The sequence below is a fragment of the Micromonospora sp. CNZ285 genome, assembly GCF_004637285.1.
In genome coordinates, this window is record NZ_SPQD01000001.1 from 2,924,062 (window position 1) to 2,938,979 (window position 14,918).

At 69.5% G+C, this 14,918-nt stretch carries 12 protein-coding genes and 1 pseudogene; 5 read left to right on the plus strand and 8 right to left on the minus strand.

The window, feature by feature from the left end; translation table 11 throughout:
• Positions 1–27: 27 nt before the first annotated feature.
• The 5 genes from CLT75_RS13080 to CLT75_RS13100 all read right to left on the minus strand — a co-directional run bounded on the left by CLT75_RS13080 (position 28) and on the right by CLT75_RS13100 (position 5,068).
• Complete coding sequence (locus CLT75_RS13080) at positions 28–1,236, minus strand: histidine decarboxylase (protein ID WP_135241022.1); 1,209 nt, start codon at positions 1,234–1,236, stop codon at positions 28–30.
• On the minus strand, positions 1,233–1,931 hold the full coding sequence (locus CLT75_RS13085; RefSeq protein WP_486485163.1) for a hypothetical protein: 699 nt from the start codon (positions 1,929–1,931) through the stop codon (positions 1,233–1,235). Before CLT75_RS13085 ends, CLT75_RS13080 begins: the two co-directional genes overlap by 4 nt.
• 303 nt (positions 1,932–2,234) lie before the next feature.
• The gene (locus CLT75_RS13090; protein ID WP_135244001.1) at positions 2,235–3,680 is read right to left on the minus strand and encodes an APC family permease; all 1,446 of its coding nucleotides are present in this window, start codon (positions 3,678–3,680) and stop codon (positions 2,235–2,237) included.
• An 11-nt stretch (positions 3,681–3,691) separates the two neighbouring features.
• Positions 3,692–3,979, minus strand: a complete 288-nt coding sequence (locus CLT75_RS13095) for a hypothetical protein (protein ID WP_135241023.1) — start codon at positions 3,977–3,979, stop codon at positions 3,692–3,694.
• 213 nt (positions 3,980–4,192) lie between these two features.
• On the minus strand, positions 4,193–5,068 hold the full coding sequence (locus CLT75_RS13100) for an N-acetyltransferase (protein ID WP_486485164.1): 876 nt from the start codon (positions 5,066–5,068) through the stop codon (positions 4,193–4,195).
• A gap of 337 nt (positions 5,069–5,405) precedes the next feature.
• Between CLT75_RS13100 and CLT75_RS13105 the strand changes: the two genes are divergently transcribed.
• The gene (locus tag CLT75_RS13105; protein WP_135241024.1) at positions 5,406–6,008 is read left to right on the plus strand and encodes a hypothetical protein; all 603 of its coding nucleotides are present in this window, start codon (positions 5,406–5,408) and stop codon (positions 6,006–6,008) included.
• Here CLT75_RS13105 and CLT75_RS13110 read toward each other — a convergent pair.
• Positions 6,005–6,448 carry a hypothetical protein gene (locus CLT75_RS13110; protein WP_135241025.1) on the minus strand — a complete coding sequence of 148 codons (444 nt, stop codon included), beginning with the start codon at positions 6,446–6,448 and terminating at the stop codon, positions 6,005–6,007. The two genes, CLT75_RS13105 and CLT75_RS13110, sit on opposite strands and share 4 nt — an antisense overlap.
• 36 nt (positions 6,449–6,484) lie before the next feature.
• Between CLT75_RS13110 and CLT75_RS13115 the strand changes: the two genes are divergently transcribed.
• The 4 genes from CLT75_RS13115 (at position 6,485) to CLT75_RS13130 (ending at position 10,509) form a co-directional block, all read left to right on the plus strand.
• Positions 6,485–7,072, plus strand: a complete 588-nt coding sequence (locus tag CLT75_RS13115) for an HD domain-containing protein (RefSeq protein WP_135241026.1) — start codon at positions 6,485–6,487, stop codon at positions 7,070–7,072.
• Positions 7,069–8,040, plus strand: a complete 972-nt coding sequence (locus tag CLT75_RS13120) for a phosphotransferase family protein (protein WP_135241027.1) — start codon at positions 7,069–7,071, stop codon at positions 8,038–8,040. The genes CLT75_RS13115 and CLT75_RS13120 overlap by 4 nt, the downstream gene beginning before the upstream one ends.
• A 430-nt stretch (positions 8,041–8,470) precedes the next feature.
• Positions 8,471–9,844, plus strand: coding sequence for a helix-turn-helix domain-containing protein (locus tag CLT75_RS13125; RefSeq protein ID WP_135244003.1), 1,374 nt, complete (start codon positions 8,471–8,473; stop codon positions 9,842–9,844).
• Positions 9,841–10,509: a 2'-5' RNA ligase family protein gene (locus CLT75_RS13130; protein ID WP_135241028.1), complete on the plus strand. Its 669-nt coding sequence runs from the start codon at positions 9,841–9,843 to the stop codon at positions 10,507–10,509. Before CLT75_RS13125 ends, CLT75_RS13130 begins: the two co-directional genes overlap by 4 nt.
• A gap of 173 nt (positions 10,510–10,682) precedes the next feature.
• Here CLT75_RS13130 and CLT75_RS13135 read toward each other — a convergent pair.
• Both CLT75_RS13135 and CLT75_RS13140 read right to left on the minus strand, forming a co-directional pair.
• Positions 10,683–11,036: pseudogene (locus tag CLT75_RS13135) on the minus strand (NUDIX hydrolase); the annotation flags it as partial.
• A gap of 165 nt (positions 11,037–11,201) precedes the next feature.
• Complete coding sequence (locus CLT75_RS13140; protein ID WP_486485165.1) at positions 11,202–13,865, minus strand: PHP domain-containing protein; 2,664 nt, start codon at positions 13,863–13,865, stop codon at positions 11,202–11,204.
• Positions 13,866–14,918: the final 1,053 nt, after the last annotated feature.

The window sequence follows — 14,918 nt, forward strand, 5'->3', positions numbered from 1 at the left end:
TCGGTCGGGTGGCTGGTGCTGGTGTGGTTAGCGCACGTGGGAGCTGGCGGGAGATGCCGTCGCCGGTCTCGGTCGCGGGATCGGCCGGATTCGCGGGCGGGTGGCGGCGATGTCGGCGACGAAGGCGTCGACCTGGCCGGGGGTGATGCCGGGCATGCAGATGAGGTGGCTGGTGTCGCCGTCGGTGGCCAGGAGCCACTTTCGGCGTACGTGCTCGGGTGGGGTGGGCAGGACGACGGTGAAGGCGTGCGGGTGCCGCCAGGCGGGCCAGCCGACAGCGTTGAGCCGCTCGACGGTGTAGGCAGCCAGCCGGCGGGCCTCGCTGGCCCGCCACCGGTGCCCTTCCCGTCCGTGAACGGCGATGGCATGCCACAACAGCGCAGCCGACAGGCCACAGCGGGAGCCGGTGATGGTGGTGTCCGCCGTGGCGGTGTAGGCCACCCGGGAACCGGCGGCGCGTAGGTGGTCGCGGATGAGCACGATGCCGCACGGCGTCGGTGTGCCGAAGAACTTGTGGCCGCTGATCGCGACGCTGCCGATGCCGCTGGCGTCATCGAGGGACAGCCGTCCGTCGAGGGCCAGGGGGATGCCGGACAGGGCCGCGTCGACGTGCAGATGCCCGCCTGCGTGATGCTCGTCGAGGACCGCGCGGATGCGGCTGGTGTCGTCGACCGCCTCGGTCATGGTGGTGCCGGCGGTCGCGACGACGATCGCCGGGAAGCGGCGCCGCCGGTGGAGCTGCTCGGCGAGGTGCGCGTAGTCCATCTCCCCATCGGGGCGCGCGTGGACCAGGATGCCGTGCCCACCGAGCAGGCGCACCACCTTGGCCACGGAGTAGTGGGCGGCGGCTGAGTAGTAGATCCGTGCCGTCGGTTTCCGCCGGTGCGCGGCGTGCAGGGCGGACAGGGTGCCTTCCGTGCCGCCCCTGGTGACGTAGCCCCACCGGTCGTCTGCGGGCATGGCGAGCAGGTCGGCTGTCCAGGTGATGACCGCGCGTTCCAGCGCCCGGGTGTGCGCGATTCCGCCCTCGTCGGCGGGGTCGCCGATGTTGTTCCACAGCCTGCCGCCGAGGCGGGTCATGACCTCCGTGTGGTCGAGGTCCACAGCGCCGGGGAACCCGATGCTCGTCGCCGCCGTGGCGTCGGCTTCGCGAACGAGGTGGTCCAGCACGGCCGTGATGTCGATCGGCGCGCGGCTCAGGTCCGCGGCGGCGGCCAGTCTCAGGGTGTGGGTCACGCCGGCCGCCCGCCGTGCAGGTGGGAGGTGAGGGTGTGGTGGAGCGTGCCGAGTCGTCGCCACAGCTCGCGGGTGGCGTCGTCGCCCTGCTGCGTGAGGTTGGCGTGCGGGTTGTGCCAGTAGGCGGGCCGGTCCGGGTCGAGGGTCTTGGTGCAGCGGATCCCGTCGACGCCGATGCGGGCCTGGGGGTCACGGTCCAGGTGCAGGGCGGTGCCGTCGGTCAGCAGCACGTAGCACTGGCCCTTGAGGTCGAAGGCCGACAGGTACCGGCCGCCGGATCCGTCCCGGAGGGTGCGGGCGACCTGCTGCCAGCGGCCCTGGTCGGAGTCGAGGGTGCTGACCCCGACGCCGACGTAGGTGGCGCTCGGCGGCGGGCTCATGTCTCCGCCGTTGACCATCGAGGCGTCCGGCCCGAGCGGATTCCACCGCCGTCCGGCGGAGGCGGCGCGGGCGATGTTGGTCCGGACCACCTCGGATAGGTCGGCCAGGAGCCGGGGCAGGTCCTCGGATTCCGGGGAGGCCAGCCACAGCCGGTAGGCGGTGTGCAGCAGGTAGCCGTGCGGCTCGGCCGGTGCCTCGGAGACGAAGAACAGCATCAGAGCGTGCGGGCCGAGCGCCTCACGGGTGTCGTGGCGCTGGTCCGCCTCGACCATGTGTCCGGTGTTGAGCCGCCTGCACCGGTAGGCAACCTGCACGCGCAGATCCGCCCACCGCCGCGCTTGTCCCGGCACCTCGTTTCCGTCGGGCGCAGGCTGGTCCGTGGGCATGTCCGGCGGGGGTACTGCCGCAGGCGAGGTTGGAGGGGCCGGGGGCGGCGGCGGCCGGTGGTACTCCCCCGGCCCGTGGTAGCCGGGCGGCGCGCCGACAGCCGGGGCACGCGGGCCCGGTGGCGCCGCCGGAGGAGGTTCCGGCCGCCAGCCGGGATGCAGGGGATCGACGCCGTAGCGTCCGCCAGGCGGGGTCATCGCCGTGTGAGTCCTCATCGCTTGCGCCCCTTGTCAGATGGAGACGTTGATGGCGTCGGGTACGGCATGGGTGGCCGGTGTGCCACGGCCGATACCGGCGTAGACCTCCGGACGGGACCGGCGCACCTGCCCGGCCCACAACCCGCCCACGACGGCCGTGGCGACGAGGATCGCGGGCAGCAGCAGCGGCGCCCGTGACCCCGGCGGGGCACCGAGCAGGGAGCCCACGTTGCCGACCATCAAGGCCAGCACCACCACCCCGCCCGCCACACCGATCACGGGCGCGAGCCGCCATTCCCACACGCCGGCCTTCGGGCCTCGCAGGCCGGCCGGTGCTCGCACCGCCGCCACCGAGGCGGCCAGGAGCAGGCACAACAAGCCCATCGCGCCCAAGGCCGACAGCCAGGTGAACATCACCGCGACCGGGTCCGCGCCGGATGACGCGAACCCGCCCACCACCACGACGGCGATGCCGGTCTGCGTCAGGGAACCGCCGCGCGGCGCGCTGACCCGAGTCGCGCTGCCGGTCCTTGCGAGCCCGGCAGGAAGCACGCCTTCCCGGGCCATCGCGAACACATACCGGGCGATGACCGAATGGAAGGCCAGCATCGACGTGATGACCGCGCAGATCAGTACCGTCTGCGCGAGCGGTACCCACCAGCCGCCCAGGCGCTCCAGCACCGACAACGGCAGGCCCGCCGCAGGGTCGGCAGCCACGTCGACGACGGATCGGGGACCGGCGGCGATGCCCATCGCCCACGCCGCTGCCGCATACACCCCGCCGAGGACGAGCACCGCGGCGATGGTGGCCCGGCCGACCGACCGGCGGTCGATGGCCTCTTCGACGAACGAGCCCGGCGCGTCGGTGCCCATGAACGCGGCCACGCAGAAGGCGACCGCACCGCCGATACCGCTGACCGCCAGGCTCGAGGCGTCGAAGCCTTCCCAGGACAACCCGCCGTCCGCCGGCTGCGCGAGACCGGCCAGCGTGAACGCGGTGACGATCAGCAGGGATACCGCCAGCACGGCGGCCAGCACGCGGGTCGACAGCACGATCGCCCGCACACCTACCACCCCGACCACGGCCACGGCGATGCCCGCCCACACCCACCACGCGCCGCCGAGCTGCCCGGCCAGCGTCGCGCCGAACAACCCGAACAGGCTCGTCTGGATCGCGTTGTACGCGATCAGGGCGACCAGACCGGCGGCCACACCCCAGCTACGACCCAGACCGTGCGCCAAGATGCCGTAGTACGCCGCCGCGTGCCCCACCTGCCGGGCCATCGCCGTGTATCCGACCGCGAGCACCGCCACGACGCCGGCCACCAGCACGAACACCAGCGGCAACGCCTCCACCCCCGTGGTCGCGTACGTGGCGACGATGCCTCCTGCCAGCACCACCATCGGCGCCGACGCCGCCGCCCCGAACACCCACAGGCCGAACGGAGTCAACGTCCGCCGGGCGAGGGCCACCTGCACGTGCGTCGACCTCACCGCTGCCCCCGATCCGGGGAGTCCGGAAAGCGCGAGTGCTCCGGCACGTTGGGACAGCCGGGGCGGCGGCAGCCGTCCACCGGGTGACCGTCCACGTCGGCCGTGCTCGCGGCCACGACGTACACCGCCACCGGCCGTACCGGGCCGCCCCGCCAGTAGTCCTGGTCCCGACCGAGCCGCCGCTGCGCGACGCGGGCGTCCGGCGCGAACCCGAACAAGTCGTGACTGCCGTCCGGCCACTCCCGCCTGATCGCGTACCCCCAGACGAACTCGCGCGACGTCACAGCTCCCGCGTCCGTGACGGCGGCGGCACCGGCAGGCGCAGCAGCGAGCCACGCCAACAGCCACCGGCCAGCATTCGGCCGTCGTTGCCGGATCGGGCAACGGGTCGTAGCAGACAGCATGAGGATCGCCTCCTTGCATCGAGGGGAAAGGCGTATGCAAAGGCCCCGCTGGCCGAAGGCCAGCAGCCGTGTATCCAGGTGCCGAAACGGCTGTCAGGTCGTGTCGACCCGGCCTGGAAGCGGCGGTGCCGCCGACGGCCCTGCGCCGGCGAAAGGCGCTGCGGCCCGGTGCAGCCGCACACGCCGGGGCAGGCCGTCACGCCGCTCACCGCCGCGCCGCGGCCGGTACATCCGCCACAGCACCGGGCCACCGGGCCCCAACAGCAACGGTGACCGCGGCAGGTAGCCGAGCTGGCCAAACAAGCTCTCGCGAGGTTCGCTGCCGCACACCTGCGTGTACGCCGGCAGCCCTTCGGCATCCACGACCCCGTGACAGCTCGCCAGCAACGCCCTCGCCGCCGCCCCCGCAGGACGGGCCGCGAACTGTGCCAGATAGTGATGCGGCGTACGCGGCACCACCGCGTGCAGCACCGCGAACCGCGCCGCGAATGGGCCGAGCAACCGGCGCAGCTCACACCCCCACCCCGCACCGGTCGGCGGTGGCTCCAGCCGCGAAAACCACACCGCGACCGCGGCACGATCCTCGGTCGTGTCAACCCGGCCGTGCTGCACCGCATACATCAGTACGAACTCGGCATACCGACGCAGAGCCCTATCGCGCACGGCCGCGTCAGGCACCAGCCACGTACCCGACGATCCGGCCGACAGATTCTGAGCCAGAAGCGCGGCCAGCACGGGAACGTCGTTGCCGGTCGCGCAGAACACCGCCTCATTCGGAACCTGCAAGCCGAGTACCCTGCGAGCAGAATCGTCACGTCCGTTCGGCCGGTTGGGAACAGACTCCGCACCTCGTACCAGCGGGACGTTCATGCTGTTGATCACCCTCGTCCGCACGTTGTATCGCGCCGCTGTCACCGTCACGAGGGCCGGTGTGATCGACAGGAGCAGTGGCATCCTGGCAATGGACACGACTGACTCTCCCTCAGTAAGGCGACTCGGCTGACCGGTCGGTAACACCTCGGCGGTGCCGCTGACACCGGACACAGCGACTAAAGGCGAGTTCGGTCGGTGTCGGCCAGGTTCGGCGGCCGGTCCTGACAATCTGCCGACAACCGCGCGGCGACGACTGATGCGGGCAGGAATGTCAGAGAAATGTCGAAAGCCGATGGTGGCTCTTTTCGACATTGGCGCTGTCGGCTTTTGATGCCCATGTCACCGCCTGCGGCCCTGCAGGTGGTGCGGAGCCGTTGGCCGCGGCGCGGCGAGCGGTTTCCTGCGTGTCCACTGCCCTAGGGAGGGATGCACCATGACCAGTCGATCCATGCCGGCTGTAGCAGACGTCGGCCGCCGGGCCGCCGAGATCCTCGACCGTATGCGAGCACACCCGGCGTATGACCGGCTGCACGGCTCGTCGATGAAGTACTCCAGCTGCTGGGCCACCTTTACCGGCTACCCGGCGATCAGCCGCTGGTCCCTGGAACGCGACGCTGGTCCGCTGCTGGTCGAGGCGCTGCGGGTGCTCGCGCTCAAGGCTGCGGTGTTCGAGCTGTCCGGCGGCGACGAGCAGGCCGCCGAGTTGCTGGTGCCGGCGCCGGTGGACGAGATGATCCACGCAGTGCTGGCGCAGTTCACGCTGATGTCCCGGATGCAGGCCGACCTGGGCGTGGTCTTCCCGCACGCGACAGAGCTGGAGGAGTTCACCTACACCCGTGGATGCGTGACCGACGCGTTCTACGCCGCAGCGGGGTGGGGTGAGCAGCGGCTGCGGTACTGGTTGGACTCGGCCGAAGTGACAAGGCGCCTGGACCTGCTCAACGCCCACTATCAGGCGGCCGGCCTCGGCCGCGACGGGCGCAGCCACGACTTCGACTTCGACCAGCCGGAAACGGTCGTGGCAGTCAGCGGCTAGCCAGCCAGCTCCACCGACAGCACCCGCCGCAGCGCCGCCACTGCGTGTTTCGCGCCGAACCGCTCGGCGGCCAACCGCTCGGCGCGGGCCACCGCGGTGAAGATCTGCTCCGCGGGCGCGTCCCGCAACACAGCGACGAGCCAGCCTTCCAGATCCACCACATCGGCAGGCAACTCCAGCGCCTGCGGTGTCGGCGTTGGTCGAGGCGCCTGAACGGGGACCGGTGCCCCGGCCGAGGCGTAACGGCCGGGCGGAAGGCCCACCCGGAACGGGTGGACGCACACAGCGACTCCGTCGACGGTGGCCCGCCAGCCGACATCCGGGCGGTAGGCGAACTCGGGCCCGGGTCGGTCGACCACGTCGAACTGGCCCGGCCCGAGCTGCTGCCCAGGACACACGACACAGGTCTGCTCGCACCAGTGCGGAAGCGGCCCGGACATAGCGCCGATCGTACGGCAATCAGGAGGTATCAGAGTATGACGGTCTTGTCGCCTCCCCGCCCCGTCGTCATCGAGCGTGCCCTGCGCGACGCCCGAGGCTGGTGCGCGGGGCACACGATCGATGACCGGCCGGCCCTGGCCCATGCGGTCCGGGTCGCGGTGACCATCGGTGACCACGTGGCCGCCCCGCCGCCCGAGGTGATCGCGGCAGCGCTGCTTCACGACGCACCCGAGCTTGCCCCGGCCTCGCCGGACGTCTACCAGGTCCTCACCACCCGATACGGGCCTGAGATTGCCCGGATCATCGCCGCGCTCCAGGCCGAACACCAGGCCCTCGACCGGCCCCATCCGCCCATCCGTGTCGATGACCAACCGGTGCTGCTCGCCTCCACCGCCGACAAGATCGTCGCGCTGACCTCACTGCTGCGACGGGCCCGGGCAACCGGGAACGTGACCGGATTCTTCGCCCGTCGGCCGGTGCTGTGCGCGCTGCTCCCGCACTTCCGGGCCTTCCAACACGCGGCGCAACCTCGGGTGCCGACCAGCATGTCGGCGCACCTCGACGCCGTCCTGGCCCAGCTCGAACAGGTCACCACCGGCATCCACACTGCGAGTACGCGGTGAACACCCCCGGGCTCGATGAGCGCCTCGTCGCGCAGCTGCGATGTGACCTGCTCACCGGCGCGCGTCGGGTGCCGACCGGGCGGCAGGCCATCCAGGAGTGGGAGCTGTCCGCCGTTGAACGGCTGTTCTTCGCTGACGGCAGCAGCGTGGTCTGCAAGGTCGCCGCCGCGCCGTTCACCGGCGAGGCCGCCGTGCTGCGGGCGCTCAACGAGCGGGACGCCGCAGTGCCGGTGCTCCACGGCTACGCGAAGCGCCCCGAGACGCTGGGCATGCTGATGGACGACCTCGGCGGCCCGGTCCGGGCGGCGACCGCTGCGGAGGCCGCCGCCGCTGCCCGCCGGGTCCACGCCTTCGACCACATCACCGGGCTGACCGTGTTCGACCAGGCGGGCCTGGCGCGGCTACCCGGACAAGCACTCGACGCGCTCAACGCGCTCCGCCGACAGGAACGCTTCCCCGACTCCAGACCGATCGAGGAATCGCTGAACCGGCTGGCCGCCGTCGCACGCCGCAGGGCCGATGGCGCCGAACGGCCACCCTTCGGGCTGTGCCACGGCGAGTTCCACCACACTTCGCTGCACGTCAGCCGCACCGGATGCCGCCTCGTCGACTGGGCAAAAGCGTTCACCGGCCCAGGACTGCTCGACCTAGCTACCTGGTTCGGCACCCGCACGCCACCCGAACCCCGTCTGCTCGCCCGGCTCATCCGCGCCTATGTCGCTGCCGGCGGGCACCCAGACGCCGAAGCCGACCGGGGCGGCCTTCCGGCCGCCCGGTGGGCGCTGGGTTGGCACCGGGTCTGGGCGGCCTGGTGGTTTCTCACCACTGCCGCCGCTGGCCACCACCGGCCCGACACCGACCGGCGCCACGCCCAGGTCGTGCTCCGACAACTCCACGGGGCCGCACAACTGCTCGGAACATCCCTGCCCACCAGGGCCACCCGACTACCACTGGGAAACTCATCGTGAAGCACTCCCTGTGGACGGTGCAGCAACGCTGCCCTTCCGCGGTGGTCGTCGGGTCCGGCTGGCGTGTCGGCTACGTCGACACGTACACCCGCCCGGTCGCCGGCCCGAACGGCCGCCGAATGCTGCCAATCCCCGATGCCAAGGGGTGATCAGCCCGTTCATCGTCATCAAAGGCCCAACGGAGTCGGCAAGAGCACCATCGCCCACCTCCAGCATTGTCGCCAGACACCACAGCAACTCCGACAGAATTCCGACATCGCCACGCGACCAACGGCAGGCATCGATCAGGACAATGGGCACCTGACCAATGCGGTAGGCGGCCATGGATGGTGTACAGCTGTCGGACGGGCTTGATGTTGCTCGGCGACCGAGGAACTATCACGCTATGTTGCCGAATTCGGTACAAGCTGTATCCGCCGTGCTCGTGGGGATGGGAGTGAGTAGCGTGGCTGACAGCGACGAGATCAGGACCGCCCGCCGTGCGCTCGGTCGCCGTCTGGCTCAGCTCCGAAGGGCCAGCGGCCACACCCAGCATGAGTTTGCGCAGCTCGTGCAGTACGGGCGCAGTTCCGTGGCGAACACCGAGACCGGTCACCAACATCCCGACCGAACTTTCTGGTCGCGCTGCGACACAGCGCTGCGGAGCGGGGGCGCGCTCGTCGCTGAGTACGATCGCATCACCGAGCTAGACCGCCGCCTACGCCGCGTGTCGGCGATTCAGGAGGGCAGGGCTGCGTCCGGGCCGGTGGCATCTGTCGCCAGTTCCAGCCGCGATGGCCTGGAGGCGGATGACGACGTTGTTCTGTGGGAATACGAGGACAGTGTTGACGCCCGTCGACTGGCGCTGAAGTCCTCCACGGACGATGACGCCCGCCTGGCGTACGTCGAATCGGAGGTTCGGCAGGCGATCGCCGACAACGAACGCCTCACCCCGGCAGCACTCATGGCACGCATGCGACCGCTACGCGTCTACGTCGACCAACTCATGGCAGGCAGGCAACATCCACCGCAACGTGCTCGGCTCTACACTGTCGCCGCCCACCTGTCCGGACTTCTCGGCGCGCTCGCCTTGGACCTCGGCGTGTTCGGCTTGGCGCACGCCTACGCCGCCGAAGCGTTCGACCTCGCGGAGGCCGCCCAGCAGCCCGAGGTGCAAGCCTGGACGCGGGCCACGCAAAGCCTGATCGCTTTCTACACCGGCGACTATCACGATGCGCTGGCCTACGCCCAGGACGGTCTGCAGCGCAGCGGCACCGGCGAACACCGCATCCGACTAACGATCAACGGGCAGGCCCGGGCACTCGCCCGCCTCGGTGACCGGTACGGCGTCGACCGCGCCGTGGACCGCGCATTCACCATGCTGTCCGACCGCCCGGCCAGCTCGGAGGTCAGCGCGAGTCTTGCCCTCGGGCCGTACTGCCAGGCAAGGACTGCGGCCAATGCGGCGACCGCCTACCTGGCGCTCGGCCGCACCGCAGGGGTCACCAGTCACCTCGCCATCGCCATCACGGCATTCGACACCGCAGAGCTCGCCGGCCCGCGAGCACTAAGCCGCCTGGACCTGGCCACTGCACACCTGCACGCCAGCGACCCCGATCCGGAGCAGGCCGCCGTGCTGGCAGAGGAAGCGCTCGCCCTCACCGCGGACCAGCGCTTCGAGTCGGTCCATCAACGTACCCGCCAGTTCCTCGCAACCGCCCAGCCGTTCGCCCATCACCCGGCGTTACGGCACGTCGCCGACATGCTCGTCGACCGCACACAGGTCGGTACCGCCGCCCAGCCCGCTCTACCATCGCTGCCATGAACAGCCGGGAGCTGGCCAACCTGCACGAGCGTTGGACCGCCTACCAGAACCTGCCCGAACTCACCAACCACTGGTACTGGCGCCCGGGCTGGCGAGCCGGCCGTCAGTTCTACACATGGCACCTCACCTTCGAACGTCAGCCTGAACTCCATCGCCTCGTCACCGACCTGCAACGCCAACTCACTTTGCCCGGACTAGACCTGGTGCCGCTCGACGGGCTGCACCTGACCATGCAAGGGCTCGGCTTCACCGACGAGGTCAACAACAGCGACATCGAGGCGATCGTCGCCGAAACCCAGCGACGCTGCACCAAACTGCCGCCTCTGGAGCTGTCACTTGGCCCTGTCGACCCCGACGCGGAAGGAGTCGGCTTGCTCGTGCGTCCCTGGCACCGCGTCGAACAACTCCGCACCACCATCCGCGAGGCCATCGGCGCGGTATGGCAGACCGTGCCGGAGGCCGCCGAAGGTTTCCGCCCCCACGTCACGATCGCCTACAGCGGCTCACAAGCACCGGCCGAACCGATCCGCGACCGCCTCAACGACCTCCGCCACCAGCAACCCGCCCGGGTTACCATCCGACAGGCAACGCTCATCGCCCTGCGCCGAGAACACCGCACCTACCAGTGGACAACCGTGGCTGCGGCGCCGCTCACTGGACAGTGACCTGACTGACCAAGTCGTGACTATCGTCCTCGGCCTACTATCCGCCGGTCTGCCCCTGACGAGCCCCCTGCCGGCCGTGTCCGTTCGGCCTCCTTCTGAGCCTCGCCGTCCGGCGACGCGACGTGATCGAAGCCTCGCCGCGCTTCGGTGTCAGACGCGATCGCGCCGGCTTGGTCGCCGCGCCCCGCCGCGGGGAAGGTCAACAACGGCTCGACATCGCCCGGGCGCCACCCGGTCTCATCCCCGACCTCCCCGGGCCGCGCAGAACGCCGGCTCTTCGCGATCATCGACATAGCCGCCCGGCAGCTCCCAGACCCAGCGGTCGAAGACGAAGCGGTGTCGTCGCATCAGAAGCAAGCGCTGCCGATCGTCGAGAACTGCGACCATCGCTGAGCGGGGCGCACGGATCACGTACTGCTCGAACCGGACTCTTTCTGGCAGCTCCACCGACGCGATGCTCAACTGCGCCCGCCGGGTGCGTCCACCACTCGCTCACCGTGAATCGTCCACCGGGTCAACTCCGCCATCCGGCCAGTATCGAGGTCGACGGGTTGCCGTACCAACCTCTCGCACCTGAGTTCTGAGCACTTCGTCTGGCGGCGTCGTGGAAGTCCGCGACCTCGGGCACCGTCCGCCGCCCTTGCCTACGGCAGTCCCTCGTTGCGCCCGCTGTTTGTCAACGTAGCCGAGCGTTAGTTCATCGACGAGCCGAGCTTGACGGTTCGGCGTTTGAAGGGCACCGGACCACCTTCCAGGTGGTAGAGCGTCAGGGCGTTGAGGTCGTGGCGTTCGAGGGAGCCGGTGGCTTCGACGACGCCGTTGTTCGCGTCGGAGGTGAGAGTGATGATCATTTCGGCATCGGCGGAGACGACGAGGCCGGGGCTGCGGGTGGCGAAGATGTACTGCCGGCCACCGCGCAAGTCGCGCAGTTTCGCGACAAGGTATTCCTCGATCCACGGGGCGTGGAGCGCGTCCTCGGGCTGGTCGATGATCAGAGGGTCGTTGCCGTCGGCGAGGGCGATGATGAGGATGGCGGTGCACTTCTGGCCGTGCGCGAGCCGCTCGATCGGCACATAGCCGTCGTTAGCGTGCTTGCGGAACTCGACGGACAGGCCGTCGTGCAGGTCGAGGGTTTGCATCCGTAGGAAGTCCTCGATGATGCCTTTCTCCCGCACGTGCTCGAACAGGGTCTCGATGTGCTTGCGTTCGGCGCCGGTGGCGGTACACACGCCGTCGACGTCGTCGGCGAGGAACGAGCGGACCAGTTTTACCGGCAGGGTCTTCTCGCAGATCAGCTGGAGGACCGGGGCGCGCAGCCGGGATCCCTTGGCGATGGCGGTCAGGTCCGCCAGATAGGCCGAGTCGTCGTTCTCGGAGAGCATCTTGATCCGGACGATGCCGCCCATCAGCTTGTTGAGCGCCTTGATTCGTTCTTCGCGCCGCCGACGGCGTGCTTTGCGCGCCTCGAGCAGCTCGGCGATCAACTCTTCCCGATAGGTCGTGGCGGCGGCCAGGTTCGGCAGGAACTCGTCGTTGAGCTGGGTCCGCTGGGCGTCGAGCTTCGCCTTCTCCGTCTGGAGTTCCACCAGCCGGGTGCGCAGCGCGGCGAGGCCCTTGTTGTCGACGTCGATTTGACTGACCGCCTCGGCGAGTTCCTGGTCGAACTTCCGATACCGCTCAAGCCACTCCTGCCGGACGGCGACCAGCTCCTTGTTCACCACCAGCAGAACCTGGGCCACCTGCGCGTTGGCCGCCTCGATCGCCTCCTGCAGCTGCTTGTACGCCGCCTGCACTCGCTGGTAAAGATCTTGATTGTCGGCGATCGCGGCCGAGCCCCGGAACTTGTCCCCGCCGTCGGTCCGGGCCTTGATCTTCAGTTCAGGGATACCGACGACCGGCTCAAAGAGGGCCTTCTCGGCACTCCACTTTGCCTGCATCTTGATGGTCTCGCCGTCGAACAGGCCAGACAGTTCCTCCAGCCGCTTTTCGACGTCTGGAAGGGTCTCCAACCTGGCGCGGGCCTGTGCGATCTTGGACTCCAGCGAGCCGATAAGTCGGCCGTTGTCATTGAGTCGGCCGACCGCGTCCGATTCGCGGATCTCGCACTCGTTCAGGTCGAGCGCGGCGTCGATGAGCGCCATCCGGCCGACCGGCGTTCGGGCGTACTCGATCACCTCGCTCTGCGAGAACCCGGTGATCGCGATCCGGCCGGCCAGGCCGGTTAGCTGCTCGGTGTCGCCGATGAACTCCGGCTGGGTGGACCCGTCCTCGAAGTACGCCCGGCGCACGAGGCACCGCGCGTGGCCACGAGTGAGGACGACCTCGACGGTCGAGCCGGAGGTGAGGGCGTACTTGAGCCGGGAGTCGACCTCTTTGCGGACCTGGGGGAAGTCGCCGGCGTCGGTCTGCTGGTCGAGGGCGAACCGGACCAGCTCGATCAGCAGGGACTTGCCGGCACCGGTCCCGCCGAGCAGGCAGTTGAGGTCACACGAGAACTGGAACTGCTGCCCGTCGAGGAACCCGCCAGTCACGGTCACCGACTCGATCACCGTGTGCTCCGGCGCTCCGGGCTCGTCCAAGCGGACACGCAACTCCGGATCCGCCAGTGCGTGCCGGAGGCCGCGCAGGTCGGGCCGCGACGCCTTGATCCAGGTCCGGCGATGACCGATGCCGCGCAGGACATGCCAGCTCACGCCGGGTGCGGTGGTGTCCGAGCTGCGGACGAGCGCGAGATCGCGCCGGCGGTCGAGCCGGGCCTTGATCCGCTCAGCCTCCGTGACGTCGACGATCTCGACCGCGCTGATGGCGTCGTCGAGCAGCGTCTGGTTGATCCGGTCGGCGACGGCGAGGCGGAGCAGGCCCTTCTCCCGGTCGGCGTGCGCTGGGATCGCCATGCCGCCCCGGGCGGCAATGATCTTTGCGGTGTCGGCGAAGCCCTTGTCCAGGGCCTTGTGCAGGTCACCGTGGTCGGCGCGGACAACGCCGAGTTCGACGAGCACGTCCTCGAGATGCTGCGCCGGGGTGCCCTCCTCCCAGATGGCGAGGAGATGCCCTTCGGCCGTGCTGAGTTCCAGACCGGGCAGCACCACGAGCGTCGTGTCGCGCGCGGCCTCGGCCATCCGGTCGCACCAGCCAGCCGTGTTGTGGTCGGTCACGGCGATCGCGTGGAGTCCGGCGGCGATCGCCGCGTCGACGATCTGCCGGGGCTCGGTGGCGCCGTAGGTGTGCACGTCGACGTCGCGCGAGGCTGGGGTGTGGACGTGGAGGTCGACAGCCCAGAACCGTGCCGGTCCGTGCTTCGCACTCACCGGCGATGCCGCCTGGCTGCTTTCCGTTGGTGCCGTTGCTGACGTCAAAGCACTCGCTCCGTGATCATTCGCCGCCGTCTGAGCGTCCGGCTCGACACCCTAACGCTCAGCGAGCTGAAGAAGAGGGGCGACACTCGCCCATATGTACGACCAGGCGCCAACCGGATGAAGGTTCACCGGGCCATTGGCTCGACCAGCCGTCCGATCCGCCGAGGCGTTCCGGCTTGGCGGGGTGGCCGGCCGCACAGTCAAGGACGAAGCCAACCACCCCGGACGTTCCGTTACCGAGGCGGGCTGAAGCCCGCAGGCCTTCTGGCCTGATGGCGGCAGCCGCATCGTGTCCAACGGCTGCAGCACCGCGCCGACGCGTCCTTCGACCCAGCCCACGAGAGCCACCTCGGTGTCCGGAATCAGCGGCACCACCATCAGACGGGTCCAGCGTGTGGCCCGACCGGCCTCGTACATGCTCCTGGATACGGTCGTCCACCCTGGCAAGCCCCGACCGGACCTGGCTCCCGACGTAGCGAACGGCGTTGTTCGAGTCGGGGCGCGATGTAGACGGCCGCCAGAACTCCGACCACAGCTTCTCCTCGACGATCTGCAGAAGCGTCGCCGCCGCCGGGATTCGTCGCAGGAGGCTGCTGCCGGCAAGGTCGCACGCGGTGCCATACGCCTCCGGGCGGCATTTGGCCGCTGCGCCTGGCTCTACGTACGGGCTTCCTCAGAGGCTACGGCGAGCTCACAGTCACAGCCCAGGCTGCAATACGCCATTGTGTCCACATCGACGTCCTGGCGAAGCTGCCGCTCCAGCACGGCTGCGCGCCGGACTGGTCGCGGGGCCCCGGCACGTCGGTCCTGAGCATCTGAGCTGTTTCCGCGTGGAACCAGCCGTGCTTTGGTATTCGACTTTCAACGGGTGACATGAGCCAGGCGGTTGCCATGCCAGCTTGGCGTCGGTGCGCCGGGGAGCTGCCTGCTCCCAACCTGCTCCCAATTTAAGGGGCAACAGCGGAGAAGCCCGTTACCGGTGAATCCGGTGACGGGCTTCCTACCTGCCTATATTCATGGTGGGCGATACTGGGATCGAACCAGTGACCTCTT